A 21,099-nucleotide genomic window follows, 5' to 3' on the forward strand; every position below is an offset into this window, starting at 1 on the left:
CTGTTGCTGCGTTCGTACACCCGCCGATGCGTGCATCCGGACACGGGGAACAACGGCTCGCCTGGAGACGGAGGGCGGCGGTGCCGCCCTCCGCGGGCGCGATGACGGTGCGCTGCGCCGTCACCCTGCGGTCATGACGACCGCGTTGCGCGACTTACTTCTGCGGCTCGCTGTAGTTCTTTTCGACGAACGCCTTGTACTCGTCGGCGGTCAGCTTGCCATCGGCATCACCATCGGCTTTGTCGAACACCTGGGACAGGCCGGCATTGGCGGCGGCCTCTTCCTTGGTGATGTTGCCGTCACCGTCCTTGTCGATATCGGCCCAACCCTGCTGGCTGCCCGACTGGGTCGACTGCTGGGCGGACTGCTCCGCACCGCCCGCCGCCTGATCCGTGGTCGGCTGCGCCTGCTGCGTCGGCTCGGCCTGCTGGGTCTGCTGCGGCTGCTGCTGGGCCTGCGTATCCTGCGCGAACGCCATCGGCATGGCGACGGCGGCACCCAGGGCGATCAGGGCAATCAGCGGCTTGCGGGTGTTGTTCTTGGTCATCGTCGTTTGCTCCGTTATGGAATTAGGAAGTGCGTCCTGTAGCGCACGATGCCGACGATGCCGTTGTACTTCTGAATCAATCCTGCGGCGCGAAATGAATGTGCACGCAGGCTTAACCACCCACGATTTTTTTTCGATTACATCGTTCGTTAGCGATACGTGATGGCTATGTGCAAGGCGTATCGCAGCGTGATGCACACGTCAGATCAGTGTTCAATCCGCGTGTTTTTTTCTTCCCGGCGAACGGACCCTTCACGCCAGGCTCGGCTGAACCATTGCCAACCCATCACCACGCCGGTCAATGCGCCGATGATCTCCAGGACCACGCGGGTGCCCAGCGCGTCCGGATCGTGGATGGCTTTCAGCGCAATGCGCGCGTACAGCGGCGATTCCAGCTTCACCATGCCCAGGTAGAACAGGTTCCAGATATCGATGCCGGCGCCGATGATTACCGCAATCACGCACGACCATCCGATCGCATGCCCGATCGACCAGCCCAGTGCCCGGCAGATCGCCTGCCAGCCGGCGTAGACCAGCAGGCCGATGGCGAAAGCGATCAGGCAGGCTTCCAGCGCGCCGAGGAATCCGAAGTGCAGGGGCAGGTTCATGCGTTCTTGCGTGCTCCCGTCACGCGAGGGATCCGGCAACGCGGATCGTGCAGGTGCCGGCGGCGTTCGACGGCGATGGCATAGGATACGTGATGCGCGCGCCGGGCCGTGGCCGGAGGCGTGGCGGGATGTCGGCTCGTGCCACGGCGGAAAACGGCCACGGGAGGAACGGGATGGAACGTCTGTTGGTGGCGGGAAGCACGGGGCTGGTGGGCCAGGCGGTGCTGGCACTCGCGTTGGCCGATACCCACATCGGCAGGGTCATCGCACCGACCCGTCGGCCCTTGGCCCCGCATCCGCGATTGTCGAACCCGATCATCGATTTCGAGCGCCTGGATCCGACGGCCGACCATTGGCGCGCGGACGCCATGATCTGCGCCCTGGGCACCACCCTGCGCGACGCCGGCTCGCGCGATGCCTTTCGCCGGGTCGACTTCGACTATCCGCTCGCGCTCGCCCGCCTGCTGCACCAGCATGGCGCACGCACGCTGGCGGTCACCTCGGCCGCCGGCGCTCGCGCGGATTCGCGGATCTTCTACTCGCGCACGAAGGGAGAACTGGAACAGGCCCTGTCCGCCTGCGGCTTCGATTCGCTCACCTTCATCCGCCCTTCCCTGCTGGGCGGCGAACGCCCGCGCCGGCGCGCCGGCGAACACCTCGCGCTGCGCCTGCTGACCACGCTCGCACCGCTGGTGCCCGCACGCTACCGGGTGGTGCCGGCCACCGCGGTGGCCGCCGCGCTGCTGGAGGCTGCCCATGCGGCGACGCCCGGCACGCGGATCATCGAGTCCGAAGCGATTGCCCGCTGATTCTCGGCCGATATCCGGTTAGCCAACCGTGGCGTGCAGGCGTCGCATGCGCCACCACAGGCCGGCGTTGAGCAGCAGGAAATAGCCGACCAGCGCCGCCGCGAATCCCATCGTCAGCGGACTGGCCTGTTGCGCGGAGGCCGCCGCACCGTCGGCGAACGCGCCCTGCGACCAGCGCCACGCCAGGCGGCCGACCAGCAGCAGGGTCAGGATGCCGCCGAACCAGGGGTTCGGCACGTAGGTCGGCAGTCCTTCGTGCCATTCGACCCGCGTGTGCCGCAGCGCGAATCCGCCCAGCAGCAAGCCACCCGCCAGCCCGGTGGCCACACCCGCCGCCACCCCCGGCAGGAACGCGGCGCCGAACAGCAGCATGCCCAGCAGCAACACCATCAGGACCAGGCGGAACACGGTGCGCTTGGGCTGCCAGGGCTGGCGGCCGAAGCTGCGGCGGATGCGGCGATACATGATCCAGCCGATCCCCGCGGTGACGAGATAGGGAGTCAGGGCTGGCAGGGCGGCGGCAGGCATGGCGGGGGTCCAGGGATTGGTTGGCGCCCACCTTAGGTCCCGGCAGGGCGCCGGGACCAGTGACGGTTGTCATCAGTTGCGGGGGAAACTCAGCGCAGCAGTCCGTGCGGCACCTGCCGCAGCGGCTGCATGCCGTCGGTGGCGGCAATCGCCTGGCTGGCGCGGTCCAGCAACGCATCGTCCTCGCCATCGATGACCACCAGCAGGCGGCCAGCTTCGATTTCGCGCTCGTAGTCCCGGCGGACCTCGCTGGGCACGGTGGATCCGGCCAGCGCGGCGGACCAGCCACCGACCGTCGCGCCCACCAGCGTGGTGATGATCACCCCAAGCGCATGGAACCCGGCCTGCGGCAGCCACATGCCGATCAGGCCACCGACCAGGCCGATGACGCCACCGCCGACGATTCCGCGCCAGGCGGCGGGGATGAAATCGGTCGGCGAGGCTTCCTTCTCGGCATCGGGGACCTGGGTCATCTCGATGTCGGACTGGGCCAGGACCGCGGCGTGGCCGGGACGGATGCCGAGTCGGAGCGCGGCACCCATGGCCTGTTCCGCGGTGCCCAGGTCCGGAGCGCTGAAAACACGTCGTTTCATGGCGTTCTCCCGTGGGCGGCTGTCTTCCAGCCTGTGAAGACCATAGGCCCGCGCAGGAGATGTGGAAGTGAAGAAATGCCGCGCGGGCCGGAACGACGCGCGGATGCGCATCATCGGCCGGTCACTGCGCCGGGCGTTCGGGGGCGCTCTTGCGGCCGAGCGCGCGCAGGTACAGGTCGTACAGGGCGGTGACCTTGGCCACGTATTCCTGGGTTTCCGCATAGGGCGGCACCCCGCCGTACCGGGCGACGGTGCCGATGCCGGCGTTGTAGGCCGCCGCCACCAGGGTCAGGTCACCCTTGTAGCGCCGCATCAATTGCCTGAGATGGCGCGCGCCGGCATCGATGGACTGGGTGGAGGAGAACGGATCGGTCACCCCGTACTCGGTCGCCACCTCCGGCATCAGTTGCATCACGCCCTTGGCACCCTTGGAGGACACCGCCTTGGCGTCGAAATCGCTTTCCGCATGGGCAATCGCGCGCAGCCAGGCATCGTCCACGCCGGTCTTCTTCGCCGCCGTGCGGAAATCCACGGGATACATGTTCAGGCGCGGCTTGCCGACCTTGCCCAGACCCGGATGGGCCGGCTCGCCCGGCGGGGTGGCCACGGTGAACTTCAGGTAGACCCGCGACCCGGGCAGGTTGCGGGTGCTGTACACCAGCTGGCCGTCCTGCTCGCGCTCGTACAGGGTACCGCTGAAGATGCCCATCCGTCCCCACAGGTTCGGGGTCTGCACGGCATTGTCGTCGATTTCCCTGGCCTGGCAGCGCGAGCCCGGCTCCGGCGCGGTGGCCAGGCTGACGGTGCCGTCGCGCACGCAGCGGTAGACCGTCCGCGCCTGGGCGTCGGGCACGCCGGAGCCGGCCAGGAAGGCCAGCAGACAGACCAGCAGGACGGAGGGGCCGCGCATACGGGGCGGATTCTAGGGCCGGCAAGCTGAGCCGCAACCCCCATGGCGAACCGGCGACGGCTGGCCCGGCAGTCCGGCCACGCCGGGATTCCGGCCCCCTCCCGGGAAGTCCTCCGGCCCGCCCCTGCTGCGCCGCAGCAGGCAAGCGCGTAGAATTGCCGGCCCTGTCATTCCGCACGCTCTGGAGCACACGCATCATGGGTCTGGACCACGTTTCCACCGGCAAGAACCCGCCGGAAGAAATCAACGTCATCATCGAAATCCCGAAGGATTCGGAACCGGTGAAGTACGAAGTGGACAAGGAAAGCGGGGCGATCTTCGTCGATCGCATCCTCTCCACCCCGATGCGCTATCCCTGCAACTACGGCTACGTGCCCAACACCCAGTGCGGCGACGGTGATCCGGCCGACGTGCTGGTGGTGCTGCCGCTGCCGCTGATCCCCGGCTCGGTCATCCGCTGCCGCCCGGTCGGCGTGCTGCGCATGAGCGACGAGGCCGGCAGCGACGAGAAGCTGCTCGCCGTGCCGGTGGAGAAGGTGTTCTCCGGCTACAAGCACATCACCGACATCGACCAGGTCAGCCCGCACTGGCTGGAGCGCATCGGCCACTTCTTCGAGCATTACAAGGATCTGGAGAAGGGCAAGTGGGTGAAGCTGGACGGCTGGGGCAACGCCGCCGACGCCAAGCAGGTGCTGGTCGACGCGATGCAGCGCTACGCCGAACTGAAGAAGTAAGCCGGCCCCGCATCGCACAGCAGAAAGCCCGCCATCGGCGGGCTTTTTGTTTGCATGGTTGTTCGCATGAGGCGGCGGTTCCGACGCCGGTTCAACCGCTCTTGCGTATGCCCATCTTCAGCGTGGTCAGGCCGATCAGCCGCGACACCACCAGGGCGATGTACATGACCCCCGCGAACTGCTCCAGCATCACCAGCGCGCGCGCCTGCGCCTGCACCGGCACGATGTCGCTCAGGCCCACGCCCGAGAGCAGGCTGAAACTGAGGAACAGCAGTTCCATCCAGGTGCGCGGCTGCTCCGGATTCACCGCCGCGATGAAGCTGCCCGGATACCACTGCTGGCAGACCGAGAAGGCGAACGCGAACGCCCACGCCAGCAGGGTGAAGGTCGCGCCGGCGGCGAACAGTTCGTCGCTGGAGACCTCGTGGTCCTGCAGCATGTAGGCCATCAGGCTGCCGGCCGTATAGAAGTACAGCGCGCTCTCCAGCAGGTGCGCGAGGGTGTACAGCACGTTGTTGTCGGTGATCGCGGCCAGCAGCGACAGCACCACCGACGGCACGCCCAGCGCCAGCGCGAACCACAGCCGCAGCGGGCTGCGGTTGACCACCCACAGCGCCAGCGCGAGCACCAGGATCCCGAAAGCCCCGAACAGCGCGCGGCCGCCGGCGGTGCTTTCCATCACCGGGTACAGCAGCACCCCGCCGAGCTGCACCAGCAGCAACCACGCCGACGGGTGCCGGCGCGCGGTAACCAGCCAGCGGAGCCAGGTCATGCCCATCTCAACCCTTGAAGTGGTAGACCAGCGCGTAATAGATCACGTAGATCCACGACAGCAGGCCGTGGATGATGGCCCACAGCAGCGACTTGTTGGCGCTCCAGGAAATGGTGATCGCCAACGCCGTGCCGAAGCCGATGCCCGCCCGGGCCGCACTCGCCGCGCCGCTCATTTGCGCGGCGCCGCGGGAACGACCGGGGTACCGCTGCCGGCCCGGTAGGGATAACGCGCAAAGATGTCGGCAACCGCCTGGTCCAGGCGCGCGGCGCGTTCGGCCGGCTTGGCGTTGGCGACGCGGCCGACCGCGATGCCCTCCCATACCAGCTGGTTGCGCTTGGCGTCGACCAGATCGAAGTTCAGCGTGCCCTCGGTGTACTGGTAGACGTTGGTCCGGTCATACCAGTAGGGAACGGCGACATACCGGCGGGCGCGGTAGCTGTAGTAATAGTTGTAGTCCACGTCCGGCATGCTGACCACGTCGGTCTTTTCCTGCATGTAGGCATTGATGTTCAGCCACAGGTCCGGCGACTTCTCGTCGTAGGCGTAACCCCGCGATTCCATCTGCGCGCGGGCGGCGGCCTTGAGCCGGGCGCTGGTGATGGTGGCGTAGCCTTCGCTCTCCACCGCCAGCGGCGAGTAGAACGCGAAGCTCCGGTAGCGCGCGAAATCGGCCGACGGGTCGGCCTCGCTGCTGATGCGCGGGCCGGTGGCGCAGGCCGCCAGCAGCAGGACCCCGGCCAGCAGCAGGCCGCGGGTGAGGAATGGGATGGCATTGCGCATGTTCGGCATTCTCCTGTCCGGGACGCCAAGCGTCGCGCGGGCGCGGCGGCGGCACAAGCCCCACCGGCCCGGAAAGGCGGCGAACGGACGCATCCGCCCGCCGCATGGTTCAGCCTTGGTGATAGACCTTCGCGCCCTGGGCGAGGAACTCGGCCGATTTCTCGGCCATGCCGGCCTCGATCGCCTGCTGTTCATCCACGCCATGCTCGGCCGCGTAATCGCGCACGTCCTGGGTGATCTTCATCGAGCAGAAGTGCGGGCCGCACATCGAACAGAAGTGGGCCAGCTTGTGCGCGTCCTTGGGCAGGGTCTCGTCGTGGAATTCCTTGGCCTTCTCCGGATCCAGGCCGAGGTGGAACTGATCCTCCCAGCGGAACTCGAAGCGCGCCTTGCTCAGCGCGTTGTCGCGCACCTGCGCGCCCGGATGGCCCTTGGCCAGATCCGCGGCATGCGCGGCGATCTTGTAGGCCATGATGCCGTCGCGCACGTCCTGGCGGTTGGGCAGGCCCAGATGCTCCTTGGGCGTCACGTAGCAGAGCATCGCGGTACCGTACCAGCCGATCATCGCCGCGCCGATGGCGCTGGTGATGTGGTCGTAGCCTGGCGCGATATCGGTGGTCAGCGGTCCGAGCGTGTAGAACGGCGCCTCGCCGCACTCGCGCAGCTGCTTGTCCATGTTCTCCTTGATCAGCTGCATCGGCACGTGGCCGGGGCCTTCGATCATGGTCTGGACGTCATGCTTCCAGGCGATCTTGGTCAGTTCGCCCAGCGTTTCCAGCTCGCCGAACTGGGCGGCGTCGTTGGCGTCGGCGATGCAACCCGGGCGCAGGCCGTCGCCCAGGCTGAAGGCCACGTCGTAGGCCTTCATGATCTCGCAGATTTCCTCGAAGTGGGTGTAGAGGAAATTCTCCTTGTGGTGCGCCAGGCACCACTTGGCCAGGATCGAACCACCGCGCGAGACGATGCCGGTGACCCGCTTGGCGGTCAGCGGCACGTAGCGCAGCAGCACGCCGGCATGGATGGTGAAGTAGTCCACGCCCTGCTCGGCCTGTTCGATCAGGGTGTCGCGGAAGATCTCCCAGGTCAGTTCCTCGGCGAGGCCATCGACCTTCTCCAGCGCCTGGTAGATCGGCACGGTGCCGATCGGCACCGGCGAATTGCGGATGATCCACTCGCGGGTCTCGTGGATGTGCTTGCCGGTGGACAGATCCATCACCGTGTCGCCGCCCCAGCGGATCGACCAGACCAGCTTCTCCACTTCCTCGGCGATGCCGGAGGAGACCGCGCTGTTGCCGATGTTGGCGTTGATCTTGGTCAGGAAATTGCGGCCGATGATCATCGGCTCGCTCTCCGGGTGGTTGATGTTGTTCGGCAGGATCGCGCGGCCGCGGGCGATCTCGTCGCGCACGAATTCCGGCGTGATGATCTTCTGGATGCTCGCGCCGAAGCTCTCGCCCGGATGCTGTGCCAGCAGCAGCGCTTCGCGCACCGCCTCCAGCCTCTGGTTCTCGCGGATGGCGACGTACTCCATCTCCGGCGTCACGATGCCCTTGCGCGCATAGTGCATCTGGCTGACGTTGGCGCCTGCCTTGGCGCGGCGCGGCAGCATGCGTCCGGGGAAACGGACCGCATCCAGTTTCGGATTGGTCTCGCGCGAACGGCCGAATTCCGAGCTCAGCGCGGACAGCGCCTCGGTATCACCGCGCTCCTCGATCCAGCGCGCGCGCAATGCCGGCAGGCCCGCCGCCAGATCGATGCGCGCATCCGGATCGGTGTACGGGCCGGAAGTGTCGTAGACCGTGACCGGTGCGTTCTCCTCGCCGCCGAACAGGGTCGGCGTGCGGGTCAGCGCGATTTCGCGCATCGGCACGCGCAGATCCGGGCGCGAACCGGTCACGAAGACCTTGCGCGAACCGGGAATCGGACGGGTGACGGATTCGGAGAGCTGCTGGGTATCCTGCAGCAAGCGGGAGGGCACGGCGTTCATCGGCATCGTCCTGGTTGGAAAGCGGGACGAAGCGGCGGCGCATGGAACGCGGGCTGATCGCTGGCGATCGGTCGCGTCCTGCGAAGCTTCCCTACGCCGGTCTTAACCGGATCAGGTTCGAAGGGTCTGTCTCAACCGCCGCCCACCGGGCCGGCGATACCCCCGCTTCGGGCGCTATTAGACAACCAAACCGCCCGGAACGCCATTGGCGGCCGATGACGCCGGGCGAAGCGACGGGTTACCCTCTTCCCGGGGATACACGGAGCCTCCAGGGGAAACATGAACAAAGGGAAGATTGCTGCCTTCGCAGCATTGTGCGCGCTGTCGTCACACGTCACCGCGGCCGAGCCGGTACCGGTCCAGGCTTTCGCGAATTCCAACAAGCTGCATTCGCCGCGACTGTCGCCCGATGGACAGCACCTGTCCGTCGCCGCCGACTTCGGCGATGGCAACCATGCGCTGCTGATCTACCGCCTGCAGGACATGCAGCAGACCGCGCTGCTTCGCCTGCCCCGCTACGAACTGCCTGCACAAATCTACTGGGTTAGTCCGAAGCGGCTGGTGATCGCCAAGGGCCGGCAGATGGGTTCGCGCGAGGAGCCGACGCCGATGGGCGAGATCATCGCCACCGACTTCGACGGCAAGAACCAGAAGTACGTGTTCGGCTACCAGCAGAGCACGCGCACGGCCGGGATCGACGCCGGTTTCGGCTATATCGAGGGCGTGCCCGAAGTGCGGAATGGCCATTTCTACATGCGCCGGCTTTCCATGGGCACAAACCGCTCGCAGTTGTACGACGTGGATGCCGAACGCACGACCGCCCGCCTGGTCGCCGACATTCCGGTCAAGGACCTGTCATTCACCCTCGACCGTGCGGGTGTCCCGCGCTTCGCGTCGGGAACGGACGACAGCAACAACTACCTGCTGTACGCCGCCGATGCGCAGGGTGAGAACTGGACGCGCGTTTCGGGCAAGGAACTGGGCGGCAAGTTCGTGCCCTACTCGTTTTCCGCGGATGGGAAGCATCTGTTCGCCTCCTTCAGCGAAGACGGCGGGCCGTCCATGCTGGTCAAGTCCGACCTGCGGGGCCAGAACCGCACCGTGCTGGCCAAGGATGATTTCGGCAGCGTGGGCGACGTGGAGTGGACCGTGGCCCCCATGGAGCCCTTCGCCGCCACGCTCGGCGAGGGCAAGCCGCGGATGGTGTACTTCGATGCGGCGTCCGCGGAAGCCCAGTTGCACCAAAAGCTCAACCAGAGCTTCCCGGGCATGTACGTCACCTATGTCAATCACAGCGGCGATGGCGCGGTGTCCCTGCTGTACGCCTACAGCGATCGCGATCCCGGCGCCTGGTACCTGTTCGATCGCAAGCAGATGAAGGTCTCCCGGCTGCTGGCGGGACGGGAAGGCCTGGATCCCGCCCACATGGGCGAACGTCGTCCCTTCCGCTTCAAAGCCAGCGACGGCATGGAGCTGGATGGCTTCCTGACCGTTCCGGCGGGCGTCCAGCAGCCTTCACGGTTGCCGATGATCCTGCTTCCCCATGGTGGCCCGCACGCGGTCGGGGACGACTGGGCATTCGATACCGATGCGCAGTTCCTGGCGAGCCGTGGCTATCTTGTCCTGCAGGTCAACTTCCGTGGCTCCCGCGGGCGTGGCTATCGCTTCGAAGAGGCTGGCTACCTGAAATGGGGCACCCGCATACAGGACGATCTGCTGGACGGCGTACGGTGGGCGATTGGACAAGGCTATGCGGATCCGGCACGGATCTGCTCCTACGGCGCCAGCTTCGGCGGCTACTCCGCGATGATGACCGCGGCCAAGGCGCCGGAACTCATCAAATGCGCGGTGGGTGTTTCCGGCCTGTATGACCTGAAGATGATGTACAGCAAGGGCGACATCAAGTCGACCCGCTATGGACGCAACTACCTGGAGCGCGTGGTCGGCACGAACGATGCGGAACTGGCGGCCAACTCACCGACGATGATCGCCGAACGCATCAAGGTGCCCGTCCTCCTGGTCCATGGCGAGATCGACGAGCGCACGCCCTTCGCACAGGCGCGCGCGATGAAGGACGCGCTGGAACGAGCCGGAAACGCGCCTGAGTGGATGGCGGTTCCCAAGGAAGGTCACGGTTTCTACAAGGAAGAGAACAACATCGCGTTCTACCAGCGACTGGAAGCCTTCCTTTCGCGCACCATCGGTCCCGGCAAGCCATGATCGGGGCAAGCCCTCCGTCCTGACCGAAGGCGGCCCCATTGTTCGGCATTTCGATTCCAGATTGATCTCGGTCTGTAACGCGCATTTCCGTCGCTTCGTCATCAGCGAGCGTAAATAAGCCGGTTGCTATCATGCGCGCTCGCCGGTGACGCCAAGCCCTGCGCGGGCCTTTATTTTCCACCGGTGGGCTACTCCGTTCACGACAAGGAGGCCTGCGTGGTTTTCCGTATCTCCATCCTGCTGGTGGCCCTCCTGGTCGCCGCCGCCGGTCTTGCGCCCGGTCCTTTCAACGCCTGGATCCAGCAGCAGCTGGCCGGGATTATTTCCAGCGCCGGTTGGCTGTACCTGCTGATCGTGTTCGCCGCGCTGGTCTTCCTGCTGTATCTGGCGGTGGGGCGCTTCGCCAACCTGCGCATCGGTGGCGAGGATGCCGAGCCGGAATTCTCCAATGCCAGCTGGCTGGCGATGCTGTTCGCCACCGGCATGGGCATCGGCCTGGTGTTCTGGGGCGCCGCCGAGCCGGTGTCGCACTACTTCAAGCCGCCGGAAGGGCTGGTGCCGGGCAGCCTGGATGCCGCGCGCGCATCGATGCGCTACGTGTTCTTCCACTGGGGCCTGCATCCCTGGGCGATCTACGCGCTGATCGGACTGGCGATGGCCTGGTTCCAGTTCAATCGTGGCGGGCGCGGCCTGATCAGCGATCTGCTGCAACCGGTCATCGGGCATCATCATCGCGGCTGGATCGGCCATGCGGTGAACATCGCCGCGGTGGTGGCCACCGCGGTCGGCGTGGCCACCACGCTGGGGTTCGGCACCATCCAGATCGCCGCCGGCGTGGCGCGGGTCACCGGCATTCCCGATTCCATCGGCACCGAGCTGGCGATCATCGGCGTGGCGTTCGTGCTGTACATGGCTTCCACCATCAGCGGCGTGGATCGCGGCATCAAATGGTTGTCGAACTTCAATCTCGGATTGGCCGCGCTGTTGCTGGCGATGGTGCTGGTCCTGGGTCCCACCGGTTTCATCTTCGACACCTTCACCACCACGCTGGGCACCTATCTCAACCAGTTGGTCAACATGAGCCTGCGGATGTCGCCGTTCTCCGGCAGCACGTGGGTAGCCGACTGGACGATCTTCTATTGGGCCTGGTGGATCGCGTGGGCACCGTTCGTCGGATCGTTCATCGCCCGCATCTCGTGCGGCCGGACCATCCGCGAGTTCGTGTTCGGCGTGGTGGTCATCCCCAGCCTGCTGGGCTTCGTGTGGTTCTCGGTGTTCGGCGGAACGGCGTTGTGGATGCAGATTCTCGGCGGCGTGGACATGGGCGCGCCACTGGCGCGCGGCTATGAAACCGTGCTGTTCACCCTGTTCGATCATCTGCCGCTGTCGACGCTGCTGGCCGGCATCGCGGTGCTGCTGTTGATGATCTTCTTCGTGACCTCGGCCGATTCGGCGGTATTGGTACTGGCGAGCATGTCCACCGACACCGCCGGCGATCCGCCGCTGCGCCGACGCCTGGTCTGGGGCGTGGGCGTGGCGCTGGTCGCGGCGACCCTGCTGCTGGCAGGCGGCCTGGATGCCCTGCAAGGCGTCATCACCATCACCGCGCTGCCATTCGCGCTGCTGCTGTTGCTGGTGATGCTGGGCCTGTACCGCGCGCTGAACCAGGAATATCGGCTCGGGCGCCGGCGCGAACAGCGCGCGCGCCGGCTGATCATGGACTGGATCGCGCGCGAGGACGCCGCGCGATCGGAGGAACGCTGACGGCCTCGCCGTCAGTCGATCCGGCCGGCCATTTCCGCCAGCATCGCCTCGTCGGCGGGCACCAGCCGCACCGCGTCGCCGAACTCCGGCCAGCCGGCGCGCAGTCCCGCCATCACCGCGGGATCCTGCTGGTCGGCAACCAGCAGTTCACCGCCGATCGCGGCGCAATCCCGATCGACGGCCGGCCGGCACAGCAGCGGCCCGGGCGGAATGACCGGCGAGCGCCAGAGTTCATGCAGGTCCGGCTGCGGTTCCGCGTCGTAGACATCGGCCGCCAGTGCGGCCACGTCAGCGCGGCCGTCCTTCAGCCAGGCCAGCGACGCGGCATGCGAACCGGCATAGTCGACCCGCGCGAATGCGGCTTCAGGATTCGCGATGCCCATTTCCGCCAGTCCGCCACGCGGCACGAATCCGCCCGACGCCGAATCGCGGCCGACCAGCGCCAGCCTCAGCGTGGCCGCCCCGGCGGCGAGCGCGATGCCTGACAACGGCCGTTTCGCGACGATCACCGCGCGGTAGCGCTGCGCCTGCGCGGCGGGCACGTCCGGCACCGGCAACGTGGCCACGCTGCCCGGCGGCAATCGCAGCGCCTGCAGGTAACCGTGCAGGTTGGGCACCGCGACATCGACTTCTCCCGCCGCCATGCCCGCGATCAACGCGCTGGGCGACGGCAGCACGCGCACTTCGACGGGGCGCTGCAGCCGGCGGCCGAGATAGTCGGCCAGCGGCCGGATCGCCGCCGCCCGGTCCCGCTGCGGATAGGCGTAGGTGGCCACCACCAGTGGCTCGGGATCCGCTGCCAGGGCGGGCGCAACCAGTGACACGAGCGCGATACCGCCCGCGAGAAACGCGCCCAAACGCGACCATCGCAGCCTCATGCGTTGTCCAGCAATGCCTTGTCGCGCACCGCGCCCTTGTCGGCGCTGGTGGCGAGGAGCGCGTATGCCTTGAGCGCGGTGGTCACCCGGCGCGCGCGCGGCTGCGCGGGTTTCCATCCGCGCGCATCCTGTTCGGCGCGGCGCGCGGCCAGTTCCGCCTCGTCCACCAGCAGGTTGATGCCGCGGGCGGGAATGTCGATGCGGATGCGATCGCCGTCGCGGACCAGGCCGATCGCGCCGCCCGCCGCCGCTTCCGGCGACGCATGGCCAATCGACAATCCGGAGGTACCGCCCGAGAAGCGCCCGTCAGTCAGCAGCGCGCACTGCTTGCCCAGGCCCTTGGATTTCAGATAGCTGGTCGGATACAGCATTTCCTGCATGCCCGGCCCGCCCTTCGGTCCCTCGTAGCGGATCACCACCACGTCGCCGGCCTTCACCTCGTCGCCCAGGATGCCCTTCACCGCCGCGTCCTGGCTTTCGTAGACGCGTGCGTTGCCTTCGAACACGTGGATGGATTCGTCGACACCGGCGGTCTTCACCACGCAGCCATCGCGGGCGATGTTGCCGTACAGCACCGCCAGGCCCCCTTCCCGCGAGAAGGCGTGCTCGACATCGCGGATGCAACCCTCGGCGCGATCGGTATCCAGCGACGGCCAGCGGGTGTCCTGGCTGAAGGCGACCTGGGTCGGAATGCCCGCCGGCCCGGCCTTGTAGAAGGTGTGGACCTTCTCGTCCTCCACCACGCCCACGTCCCATTGCGCGATCGCGTCGCCCAGCGTCTTCGCGTGCACGGTCGCCACCTGCGTGTGCAGCAGCCCGCCGCGCGCCAGTTCCCCCAGGATCGCCATGATGCCGCCGGCGCGGTGCACATCCTCGATGTGGTACTTCTGGGTGTTGGGCGCGACCTTGCACAACTGCGGCACGCGTCGCGACAGCCGGTCGATGTCGCGCATGTCGAACGCCACCTCGCCCTCCTGCGCGGCCGCCAGCAGGTGCAGGATGGTGTTGGTCGAACCGCCCATCGCGATGTCCAGGGTCATCGCGTTCTCGAAGGCCTCGAAGGTGGCGATGCCGCGCGGCAATGCGGTCGGATCCTCCGCGCCGTACCAGCGATGGCACAGCTCGACGGCCAGGCGGCCGGCGCGCAGGAACAACTGCTCGCGGTCGGCATGGGTGGCGACCACCGTGCCGTTGCCCGGCAACGACAGGCCCAATGCCTCGGTCAGGCAGTTCATCGAGTTGGCGGTGAACATGCCCGAGCAGGAACCGCAGGTCGGGCACGCGCTGCGCTCGACCGCCGCCACCGCTTCATCGCTGGCGTTCGGATCCGCCGCCATCACCATCGCGTCGATCAGATCCAGCTTGTGATCGGCCAGCCGCGTCTTGCCCGCCTCCATCGGACCACCGGAAACGAACACGGTCGGGATGTTCAGCCGCAGCGCGGCCATCAGCATGCCCGGAGTGATCTTGTCGCAGTTGGAAATGCACACCAGCGCGTCGGCGCAGTGCGCGTTGACCATGTACTCCACCGAGTCGGCGATGACTTCGCGGCTGGGCAGCGAATACAGCATGCCGTCATGGCCCATCGCGATGCCGTCGTCGACCGCGATGGTGTCGAATTCCTTGGCGACACCGCCGACGCGTTCGATCTCGCGGGCGACCAGTTGGCCGAGATCCTTCAGGTGGACGTGTCCCGGCACGAACTGGGTGAAGGAGTTGGCGATGGCGATGATCGGCTTCTGGAAGTCGCCGTCCTTCATGCCGGTGGCGCGCCAGAGCGCACGGGCACCGGCCATGTTGCGCCCATGGGTGGAGGTCTTGGATCGGTATTCAGGCATGGTCTGCGGGGGAGTCGTATTGCGCGGAAGGCGGCGATTCTGCGGGCTTTTCATGGTTGCAGTTGCAACCATCGCCACGCAAACCGGCCTCTCATCGGGACATTACCGAAAATTTCCCCGGCGCGCTTGACAAGGCTCGAACGGGCATGTTTCCCTTGGCCTCATGTTGCATCGCCACACGCCCCTGACCCACGACCTGCGGACCGCGCCCAGCGCGGCCTCCATTCTCGTCGTCGTCCTTATTACCTCGCCAACAGGTGCGGGACGAACGGGCGTGTAAGCAGAAAACAACGCCAGATTCGCAAAACCCCGCACTGAGAAGTGCGGGGTTTTTTATTGCCGCCGATTTTTTCCGACCCACCCGCCCTTCCCAACTCAGGAATTCCGCAAATGACCACCGTCGCCTCCTCCGCCCCGCAACCCAAGATCGCCGTCGTCGGCTACGGCAGCCAGGGCCGCGCGCACGCGCTGAACCTGCGCGAATCCGGTTTCGACGTCACCGTGGGCCTGCGCCCGGGCGGTCCCACCGAGGCCAAGGCCCAGGCCGACGGTTTCCTGGTCAAGTCGCCGGCCGAAGCCGTGAAGGATGCCGACCTGGTCGCCGTGCTGACCCCGGACATGGTCCAGAAACAGCTCTACAACGACGTGCTGGCACCAAACATGAAGCAAGGCGCCTGCCTGCTGTTCGCCCACGGCCTCAACGTCCACTACGGCCTGATCAGCCCGCGCGAGGATCTGGACGTGGTGCTGGTCGCGCCCAAGGGCCCGGGCGCGCTGGTCCGCCGCGAGTACGAAATCGGCCGCGGCGTGCCCTGCATCTATGCGGTCTACCAGGACAAGAGCGGCCAGGCCGAGGCGCTGGCGCTGGCCTATGCCGCCGGCCTGGGCGGCGCCCGCGCCAACATCATCAAGACCAGCTTCAAGGAAGAGACCGAAACCGATCTGTTCGGCGAGCAGGCCGTGCTGTGCGGCGGTGCCTCCTCGCTGGTGCAGGCCGGCTTCGAGACCCTGGTGGAAGCCGGCTACCAGCCGGAAATCGCCTATTACGAAGTCCTGCACGAGCTGAAGCTGATCGTCGACCTGTTCTACGAGGGCGGCATCACCCGCATGCTGGAATTCGTGTCCGAGACCGCCCAGTACGGCGACTACGTCAGCGGCCCGCGCGTGATCGACGCCGGCACCAAGGCACGCATGAAGGAAGTCCTGAAGGACATCCAGGACGGCACCTTCACCAAGAACTGGATCGCCGAGTACGAAGCCGGCCTGCCGAACTACAAGAAGTACAAGCAGGCCGATCTGGAACATCCGATCGAAGTCGTCGGCAAGCAATTGCGCGCCAAGATGGTGTGGCTGCAGGCCAACGCCTCCCAACCCGATACAGAACAGGCCGCCGCCGCATGAACGCCGACGCTGCCGCTGCTTCCCGCAATGGCGCCCGATGGTTGACCCAGGCCCTGGAAGCCGAAGGCGTGGATACGCTGTTCGGCTATCCGGGCGGCACCATCATGCCGTTCTACGACGCGCTGGTGGATTCGTCGCTGAAGCACATCCTGGTGCGCCATGAGCAGGGCGCGGCGCTGGCCGCCAACGGCTACGCCCGCGCCAGCGGCAAGGTCGGCGTATGCGTGGCCACGTCCGGCCCCGGCGCGTCCAACCTGGTCACCGGCATCGCCGACGCGATGCTGGATTCGGTGCCGATGGTCTGCCTGACCGGACAGGTCGCCACGCCGCTGATGGGTACGGACGCGTTCCAGGAACTGGACGTGTTCGGCCTGACCATGCCGATCGTCAAGCACAGCTTCCTGGCGCGGCGCGTCGAGGATCTGCCGGAGATGGTGCGCGAAGCGTTCCGCATCGCGCGCGAAGGCCGTCCGGGACCGGTGCTGATCGATCTGCCCAAGGACGTGCAGATGGCCGATGCCTCGCATCTGCCGGACCACGTGCCGGCCGCGGTCGATCCGGTGCCGGCGCCGGAGGACGCGCGGCTGGCCGAGGCGCTGGCGGCGATCGCCGGCGCCGAGAAGCCGGTGATCTACGGCGGCGGCGGCATCGCCCTGGCGGACGCCGTGGATGCGTTCCGCCAGTTCGTCGAGGCCACCCGCATCCCGACCGTGCTGACCCTGCGCGCATTGGGCGCACTGCCCGGCAACCACCCGCAGTTCCTGGGCATGTTGGGCATGCACGGGACCCGCGCCGCCAACATGGCGGTGCAGGAAGCGGATCTGCTGGTGGTCGTCGGCGCGCGCTTCGACGATCGCGCCACCGGCAAGCTGGCCGAGTTCGCGCCGTTCGCGCGGGTCGTGCACCTGGATGCCGACGCCTACGAGATCTCCAAGCTGCGCGGCGCCGACATCGCGATTCCGGGCGACGTCGCCGCCGGCCTGCGGACCCTGAGCGCGGCGCGCAGCACCTGCGAGGAATGGCGCAAGCGCTGCGCCGGCAACCGCGAACGGCACGGATTCCGCTACGACGCGCCAGGCAGCGACATCTATGCGCCGGGCTTGCTGAAGCGGCTGACCGAAGTGGCGCCCGCCGACACGATCGTCGCCTGCGATGTTGGCCAGCACCAGATGTGGGTGGCACAGCACTGCAAGTTCGGGCATCCCCGCAACCACCTGACCAGCGGCGCGCTGGGCACGATGGGTTTCGGCCTGCCGGCGGCGATGGGCGCGCAGTTCGCCTGCCCGGATCGCACGGTGGTGCTGGTCAGCGGCGACGGCAGCTTCATGATGAACGTGCAGGAGCTGGCCACCATCGCCCGCTGCAGACTGCCGGTAAAGATCGTGCTGCTGGACAACAGCGCGCTGGGCATGGTCCGGCAATGGCAGGAACTGTTCTTCGCCGAGCGCTACAGCGAAATCGATCTGTCCGACAACCCGGACTTCGCCGCGCTGGCGCAGGTGTTCGGCATTCCCGCCCGCCGCATCGAATTGCGCAACCAGGTCGATGACGCGCTGGCCGAACTGCTGGCCCAGCCCGGTCCCGCGCTGCTGCACGTCGCCATCGACATCAAGGCCAACGTATGGCCGCTGGTGCCGCCCAACCATGCCAACAGCTCGATGCTGGACGGCAATCCCGCCAAGCAGAGCCCGGAGCCCTCCTCCCATGCGATACCGGCTTGACCTGGTGCTGAAACCCGCCGAGGGCGCGCTGACGCGCGTGATCGGCATGGCCGAGCGGCGCGGCTTCGCGCCGCGCGCCATCAGCGGCGAACCCGCGCCCTCCGACGGGCGCTGGCGCGTGCAGCTGGTGGTCGACGGCCAGCGCCCGCCCGAAACCCTGCGCCTGCAGATGCAGAAGATCTACGACTGCGAATCGGTCGAGATCACCGCCGTCGATTCCGGGGAGGCCGCGTGATGAACACGTTGTCCGTCCACGCCGTCGGCACCCACGTCCGGAGGCGTCTTCTTCAACATCAGCCGTTCGCGTGCCGCGATGCCTGATGCCGGCCGCGCCGCCAGCAGCGAAGACCCGGACGTCGGCGACGTCCGGGTCAGCGTGGCCGATGTGCTGGCCGCGCAGGCGCGCCTGCGCCGCTATCTGCCGCCGACGCCGTTGCACCATGCCGAACGCTTCGGCGTGATGCTGAAACTGGAGAACCTGCAGCGCACCGGTTCCTACAAGGTGCGCGGCGCATTGAACGCGCTGCTGGCCGCGCGCGAACGCGGCGACAGCCGCCCGGTCATCTGCGCTTCGGCGGGCAACCACGCCCAGGGCGTGGCCTGGGCTGCCTACCGGCTGGGCGTGCAGGCCATCACGGTGATGCCGCACGGCGCGCCGGAAACCAAGATCGCCGGTGTCGCCCACTGGGGCGCGACCGTGCGCCAGCATGGCGCCAGCTACGACGAAGCCTTCGCCTTCGCCCGTGACCTCGCCGAACAGAACGGCTACCGCTTCCTGTCCGCGTTCGACGACCCGGACGTGATCGCCGGCCAGGGCACGGTAGGAATCGAAATCGCCCCACACGCGCCAGACGTGGTCATCGTGCCGATCGGCGGCGGCGGCCTGGCGTCCGGTGTCGCGCTGGCGCTGAAATCGCAGGGCGTGCGCGTGATCGGGGCGCAGGTGGAAGGCGTGGATTCGATGGCCCGCGCCATCCGCGGCGACACCGCCGCGCGCGATCCCGCCGCTTCGCTGGCCGACGGCGTGCGGGTCAAGATTCCCGGCTTCATCACCCGCCGCCTGTGCGCCAACCTGCTGGACGACGTGGTCATCGTGCGCGAGGCCGAACTGCGCGAGACGCTGGTCCGGCTGGCGCTGGAGGAACACGTCATCGCCGAAGGCGCCGGCGCGCTGGCGCTGGCCGCCGGCCGGCGCGTGGCCGGCAAGCGCAAGTGCGCGGTGGTGTCCGGCGGGAACATCGATGCCACCGTCCTGGCCCGACTGCTCTCCGAAGTCCGTCCGCGCCCGCCGCGCAAACCGCGCCGGCGCAACCGCGAAGGCGAGCCTTCGCTTGCCGGCACGACGCCGCGCAATCCAACCATCCCCCGTTCCACCGCAGTGCCGCCCGCATCCCGTCCGCGCCGCACTGCCGCCGTCGCAGAGGAATCCAGCTGGTGAACACGAACATTTCCGAATCCAAGCCGTCCGACCACGTCCGCATCTTCGATACCACCCTGCGTGACGGCGAGCAGTCGCCCGGCTGCAGCATGACCCCGCAGCAAAAGCTGGTGATGGCGCGCGGGCTGGCCGACCTGGGCGTGGACATCATCGAGACCGGCTTCCCCGCCAGCTCGCAGTCGGACCGCGAGGCGCACGCGCTGATCGCGCGTGAATTGCGCGGGACCACCCTGGCGGTGCTGTCGCGCTGCCTGGCGGGTGACATCGAGACCTCGCTGCGCACGGTCACCGCCGCCGCCCGGCCACGCCTGCACTTGTTCCTGTCGACCAGTCCGCTGCATCGCGAGCACAAGCTGCGGATGAGCCGCGAGCAGGTGCTGGAGTCGGTCCACAAGCACGTCGGCATGGCGCGCGCGCATATCGACGACGTCGAGTTCTCCGCCGAGGATGCCACCCGCACCGAGGAGGATTTCCTGCACGAGGTGGTCGCCGCCGCGATCGCCGCCGGCGCCCGCACCATCAACCTGCCCGATACCGTGGGCTTCACCACGCCGGAGGAAATCCGCGGCATGTTCCAGCGCGTAATCGCGCAGGTGCCGGGCGCGGACAAGGTGGTGTTCAGCACCCACTGCCACAACGACCTGGGCCTGGCCGTGGCCAACTCGCTGGCCGCCATCGAGGGCGGCGCGCGCCAGGTGGAGGGTTCCATCAACGGCATCGGCGAGCGCGCCGGCAACTGCGCCATCGAGGAAATCGTGATGGCGCTGAAGGTCCGCAACGCGTTCTACAACCTGGACACCGGGGTGGACACCCGCCGCATCGTGCCGACCTCGCAGCTGCTGTCGCGGCTGGTCGGCATGCCGGTTCAGCGCAACAAGGCGATCGTCGGCGCCAACGCCTTCGCCCACGAATCCGGCATCCACCAGCACGGCATGCTGCGCCATCGCGGCACCTACGAAATCATGCAGCCGCAGGACGTGGGCTGGCCCTCTTCGCAGATGGTGCTGGGCCGCCACAGCGGCCGCGCAGCGGTCGAACAGCGCCTGCGCGCACTGGGCTACTGGCTGGACGAGGACGAGCTGAAGCTGGTGTTCGAGCAGTTCAAGGCGTTGTGCGAGAAGCAGCGCGTGGTTGGCGACGCCGACCTGCAGGCGCTGATGCAGGATGCGTCCGTCAGCGACGGTTACCGCCTGTCCTCGATGACCATCAGCGACGTCGGCAGCCGCGCCAACGCCCTGGTCGAACTGTCGGATCCGGATGGCAACCGGGTCGCCGAAACGGCGCAGGGCAATGGTCCGGTGGACGCGCTGTTCGGCGCGCTTTCAGCCGCCACCGGCGTGCAGCTGCAACTGGAGAGCTACCAGGTTCACAGCGTCGGCATCGGCGCCGACGCGCGCGGCGAGGCCAGCCTGTCGGTGCGCTGCGAAGGCGAGGAATACGAAGGCACCGGCACCAGCAAGGACATCATCGAGGCATCGGCGCTGGCGTGGCTGGACGTGGCCAACCGCCTGCTGCGCCATCGCCGCGTTGCCAGCCAGGAAGTAGCGGCCGCGTGAGGCCGATCGCGA

General features: G+C 67.4%; 20 protein-coding genes and 1 riboswitch. Of the genes, 9 read left to right on the forward strand and 11 right to left on the reverse strand.

What is annotated here, in order from left to right:
• Positions 1-154 precede the first annotated feature (154 nt).
• Positions 155-547: an EF-hand domain-containing protein gene (locus tag IB228_RS07865; protein ID WP_141455490.1), complete on the reverse strand. Its 393-nt coding sequence runs from the start codon at positions 545-547 to the stop codon at positions 155-157.
• A gap of 206 nt (positions 548-753) precedes the next feature.
• Positions 754-1,155, reverse strand: coding sequence for a hypothetical protein (locus tag IB228_RS07870; RefSeq protein WP_183639302.1), 402 nt, complete (start codon positions 1,153-1,155; stop codon positions 754-756).
• Between the two features lie 173 nt (positions 1,156-1,328).
• Here IB228_RS07870 and IB228_RS07875 point away from each other — a divergent pair, with 173 nt between their 5' ends.
• Complete coding sequence (locus IB228_RS07875; RefSeq protein WP_183639304.1) at positions 1,329-1,964, forward strand: NAD-dependent dehydratase; 636 nt, start codon at positions 1,329-1,331, stop codon at positions 1,962-1,964.
• A gap of 18 nt (positions 1,965-1,982) precedes the next feature.
• On the opposite strand, the gene IB228_RS07880 is transcribed toward IB228_RS07875, so the two are convergent.
• The 3 genes from IB228_RS07880 to IB228_RS07890 all read right to left on the reverse strand — a co-directional run bounded on the left by IB228_RS07880 (position 1,983) and on the right by IB228_RS07890 (position 3,995).
• A complete protein-coding gene (locus IB228_RS07880) occupies positions 1,983-2,492 on the reverse strand; it encodes a hypothetical protein (protein ID WP_183639306.1) in 510 nt (169 codons plus the stop codon).
• Positions 2,493-2,581: 89 nt separating this feature from the next.
• A complete protein-coding gene (locus IB228_RS07885) occupies positions 2,582-3,085 on the reverse strand; it encodes a hypothetical protein (protein WP_183639308.1) in 504 nt (167 codons plus the stop codon).
• Positions 3,086-3,206: 121 nt separating this feature from the next.
• A complete protein-coding gene (locus IB228_RS07890; protein ID WP_183639310.1) occupies positions 3,207-3,995 on the reverse strand; it encodes a lytic transglycosylase domain-containing protein in 789 nt (262 codons plus the stop codon).
• 197 nt (positions 3,996-4,192) lie between these two features.
• On the opposite strand from IB228_RS07890, the gene ppa reads away from it, so the two are divergent.
• Positions 4,193-4,729 (forward strand): inorganic diphosphatase, encoded by a 537-nt coding sequence (gene ppa / locus IB228_RS07895; RefSeq protein ID WP_183639312.1) that lies wholly within the window; start codon positions 4,193-4,195, stop codon positions 4,727-4,729.
• 91 nt (positions 4,730-4,820) lie between these two features.
• Here ppa and IB228_RS07900 read toward each other — a convergent pair whose 3' ends face one another.
• The 4 genes from IB228_RS07900 to thiC form a co-directional block, all read right to left on the reverse strand.
• Positions 4,821-5,501: an ion channel gene (locus tag IB228_RS07900; protein WP_192198019.1), complete on the reverse strand. Its 681-nt coding sequence runs from the start codon at positions 5,499-5,501 to the stop codon at positions 4,821-4,823.
• A 7-nt stretch (positions 5,502-5,508) separates the two neighbouring features.
• Positions 5,509-5,676 carry a hypothetical protein gene (locus IB228_RS07905; RefSeq protein WP_181444250.1) on the reverse strand — a complete coding sequence of 56 codons (168 nt, stop codon included), beginning with the start codon at positions 5,674-5,676 and terminating at the stop codon, positions 5,509-5,511.
• Positions 5,673-6,284, reverse strand: coding sequence for a DUF4136 domain-containing protein (locus tag IB228_RS07910; protein WP_183639316.1), 612 nt, complete (start codon positions 6,282-6,284; stop codon positions 5,673-5,675). The genes IB228_RS07905 and IB228_RS07910 overlap by 4 nt, the downstream gene beginning before the upstream one ends.
• Before the next feature lie 109 nt (positions 6,285-6,393).
• On the reverse strand, positions 6,394-8,271 hold the full coding sequence (thiC, locus tag IB228_RS07915; protein WP_225562318.1) for a phosphomethylpyrimidine synthase ThiC: 1,878 nt from the start codon (positions 8,269-8,271) through the stop codon (positions 6,394-6,396).
• Between the two features lie 70 nt (positions 8,272-8,341).
• A riboswitch (TPP riboswitch) is annotated at positions 8,342-8,445 on the reverse strand.
• 105 nt (positions 8,446-8,550) lie between these two features.
• Here thiC and IB228_RS07920 point away from each other — a divergent pair.
• Entirely contained in the window at positions 8,551-10,491 is a 1,941-nt protein-coding gene (locus IB228_RS07920) for a S9 family peptidase (protein WP_192198020.1), read from the forward strand.
• Positions 10,492-10,707: 216 nt separating this feature from the next.
• Positions 10,708-12,255: a BCCT family transporter gene (locus tag IB228_RS07925; protein WP_192198021.1), complete on the forward strand. Its 1,548-nt coding sequence runs from the start codon at positions 10,708-10,710 to the stop codon at positions 12,253-12,255.
• 11 nt (positions 12,256-12,266) lie between these two features.
• Here the strand turns inward: IB228_RS07925 and IB228_RS07930 are convergent, their stop codons facing one another.
• Both IB228_RS07930 and ilvD read right to left on the reverse strand, forming a co-directional pair.
• Positions 12,267-13,079, reverse strand: a complete 813-nt coding sequence (locus IB228_RS07930) for a PhnD/SsuA/transferrin family substrate-binding protein (protein ID WP_192198022.1) — start codon at positions 13,077-13,079, stop codon at positions 12,267-12,269.
• Between the two features lie 50 nt (positions 13,080-13,129).
• Positions 13,130-14,971, reverse strand: coding sequence for a dihydroxy-acid dehydratase (gene ilvD, locus IB228_RS07935; RefSeq protein WP_192198023.1), 1,842 nt, complete (start codon positions 14,969-14,971; stop codon positions 13,130-13,132).
• A 390-nt stretch (positions 14,972-15,361) separates the two neighbouring features.
• Between ilvD and ilvC the strand changes: the two genes are divergently transcribed.
• The 5 genes from ilvC (at position 15,362) to IB228_RS07960 (ending at position 21,087) form a co-directional block, all read left to right on the forward strand.
• Complete coding sequence (ilvC, locus tag IB228_RS07940; RefSeq protein WP_192198024.1) at positions 15,362-16,372, forward strand: ketol-acid reductoisomerase; 1,011 nt, start codon at positions 15,362-15,364, stop codon at positions 16,370-16,372.
• Positions 16,369-18,093: an acetolactate synthase 2 catalytic subunit gene (gene ilvG, locus IB228_RS07945; protein ID WP_183639325.1), complete on the forward strand. Its 1,725-nt coding sequence runs from the start codon at positions 16,369-16,371 to the stop codon at positions 18,091-18,093. The genes ilvC and ilvG overlap by 4 nt, the downstream gene beginning before the upstream one ends.
• Complete coding sequence (locus tag IB228_RS07950; RefSeq protein WP_141455474.1) at positions 18,077-18,328, forward strand: ACT domain-containing protein; 252 nt, start codon at positions 18,077-18,079, stop codon at positions 18,326-18,328. Before ilvG ends, IB228_RS07950 begins: the two co-directional genes overlap by 17 nt.
• 78 nt (positions 18,329-18,406) lie before the next feature.
• The gene (locus IB228_RS07955; RefSeq protein WP_183639326.1) at positions 18,407-19,531 is read left to right on the forward strand and encodes a threonine dehydratase; all 1,125 of its coding nucleotides are present in this window, start codon (positions 18,407-18,409) and stop codon (positions 19,529-19,531) included.
• Positions 19,528-21,087 (forward strand): 2-isopropylmalate synthase, encoded by a 1,560-nt coding sequence (locus IB228_RS07960; RefSeq protein ID WP_183639327.1) that lies wholly within the window; start codon positions 19,528-19,530, stop codon positions 21,085-21,087. The genes IB228_RS07955 and IB228_RS07960 overlap by 4 nt, the downstream gene beginning before the upstream one ends.
• The last annotated feature ends 12 nt before the right edge of the window (positions 21,088-21,099 follow it).

This window comes from Pseudoxanthomonas sp. PXM04 (genome assembly GCF_014851695.1).
In the GTDB taxonomy this organism is placed as follows: Bacteria; Pseudomonadota; Gammaproteobacteria; order Xanthomonadales; family Xanthomonadaceae; genus Pseudoxanthomonas_A; species Pseudoxanthomonas_A beigongshangi.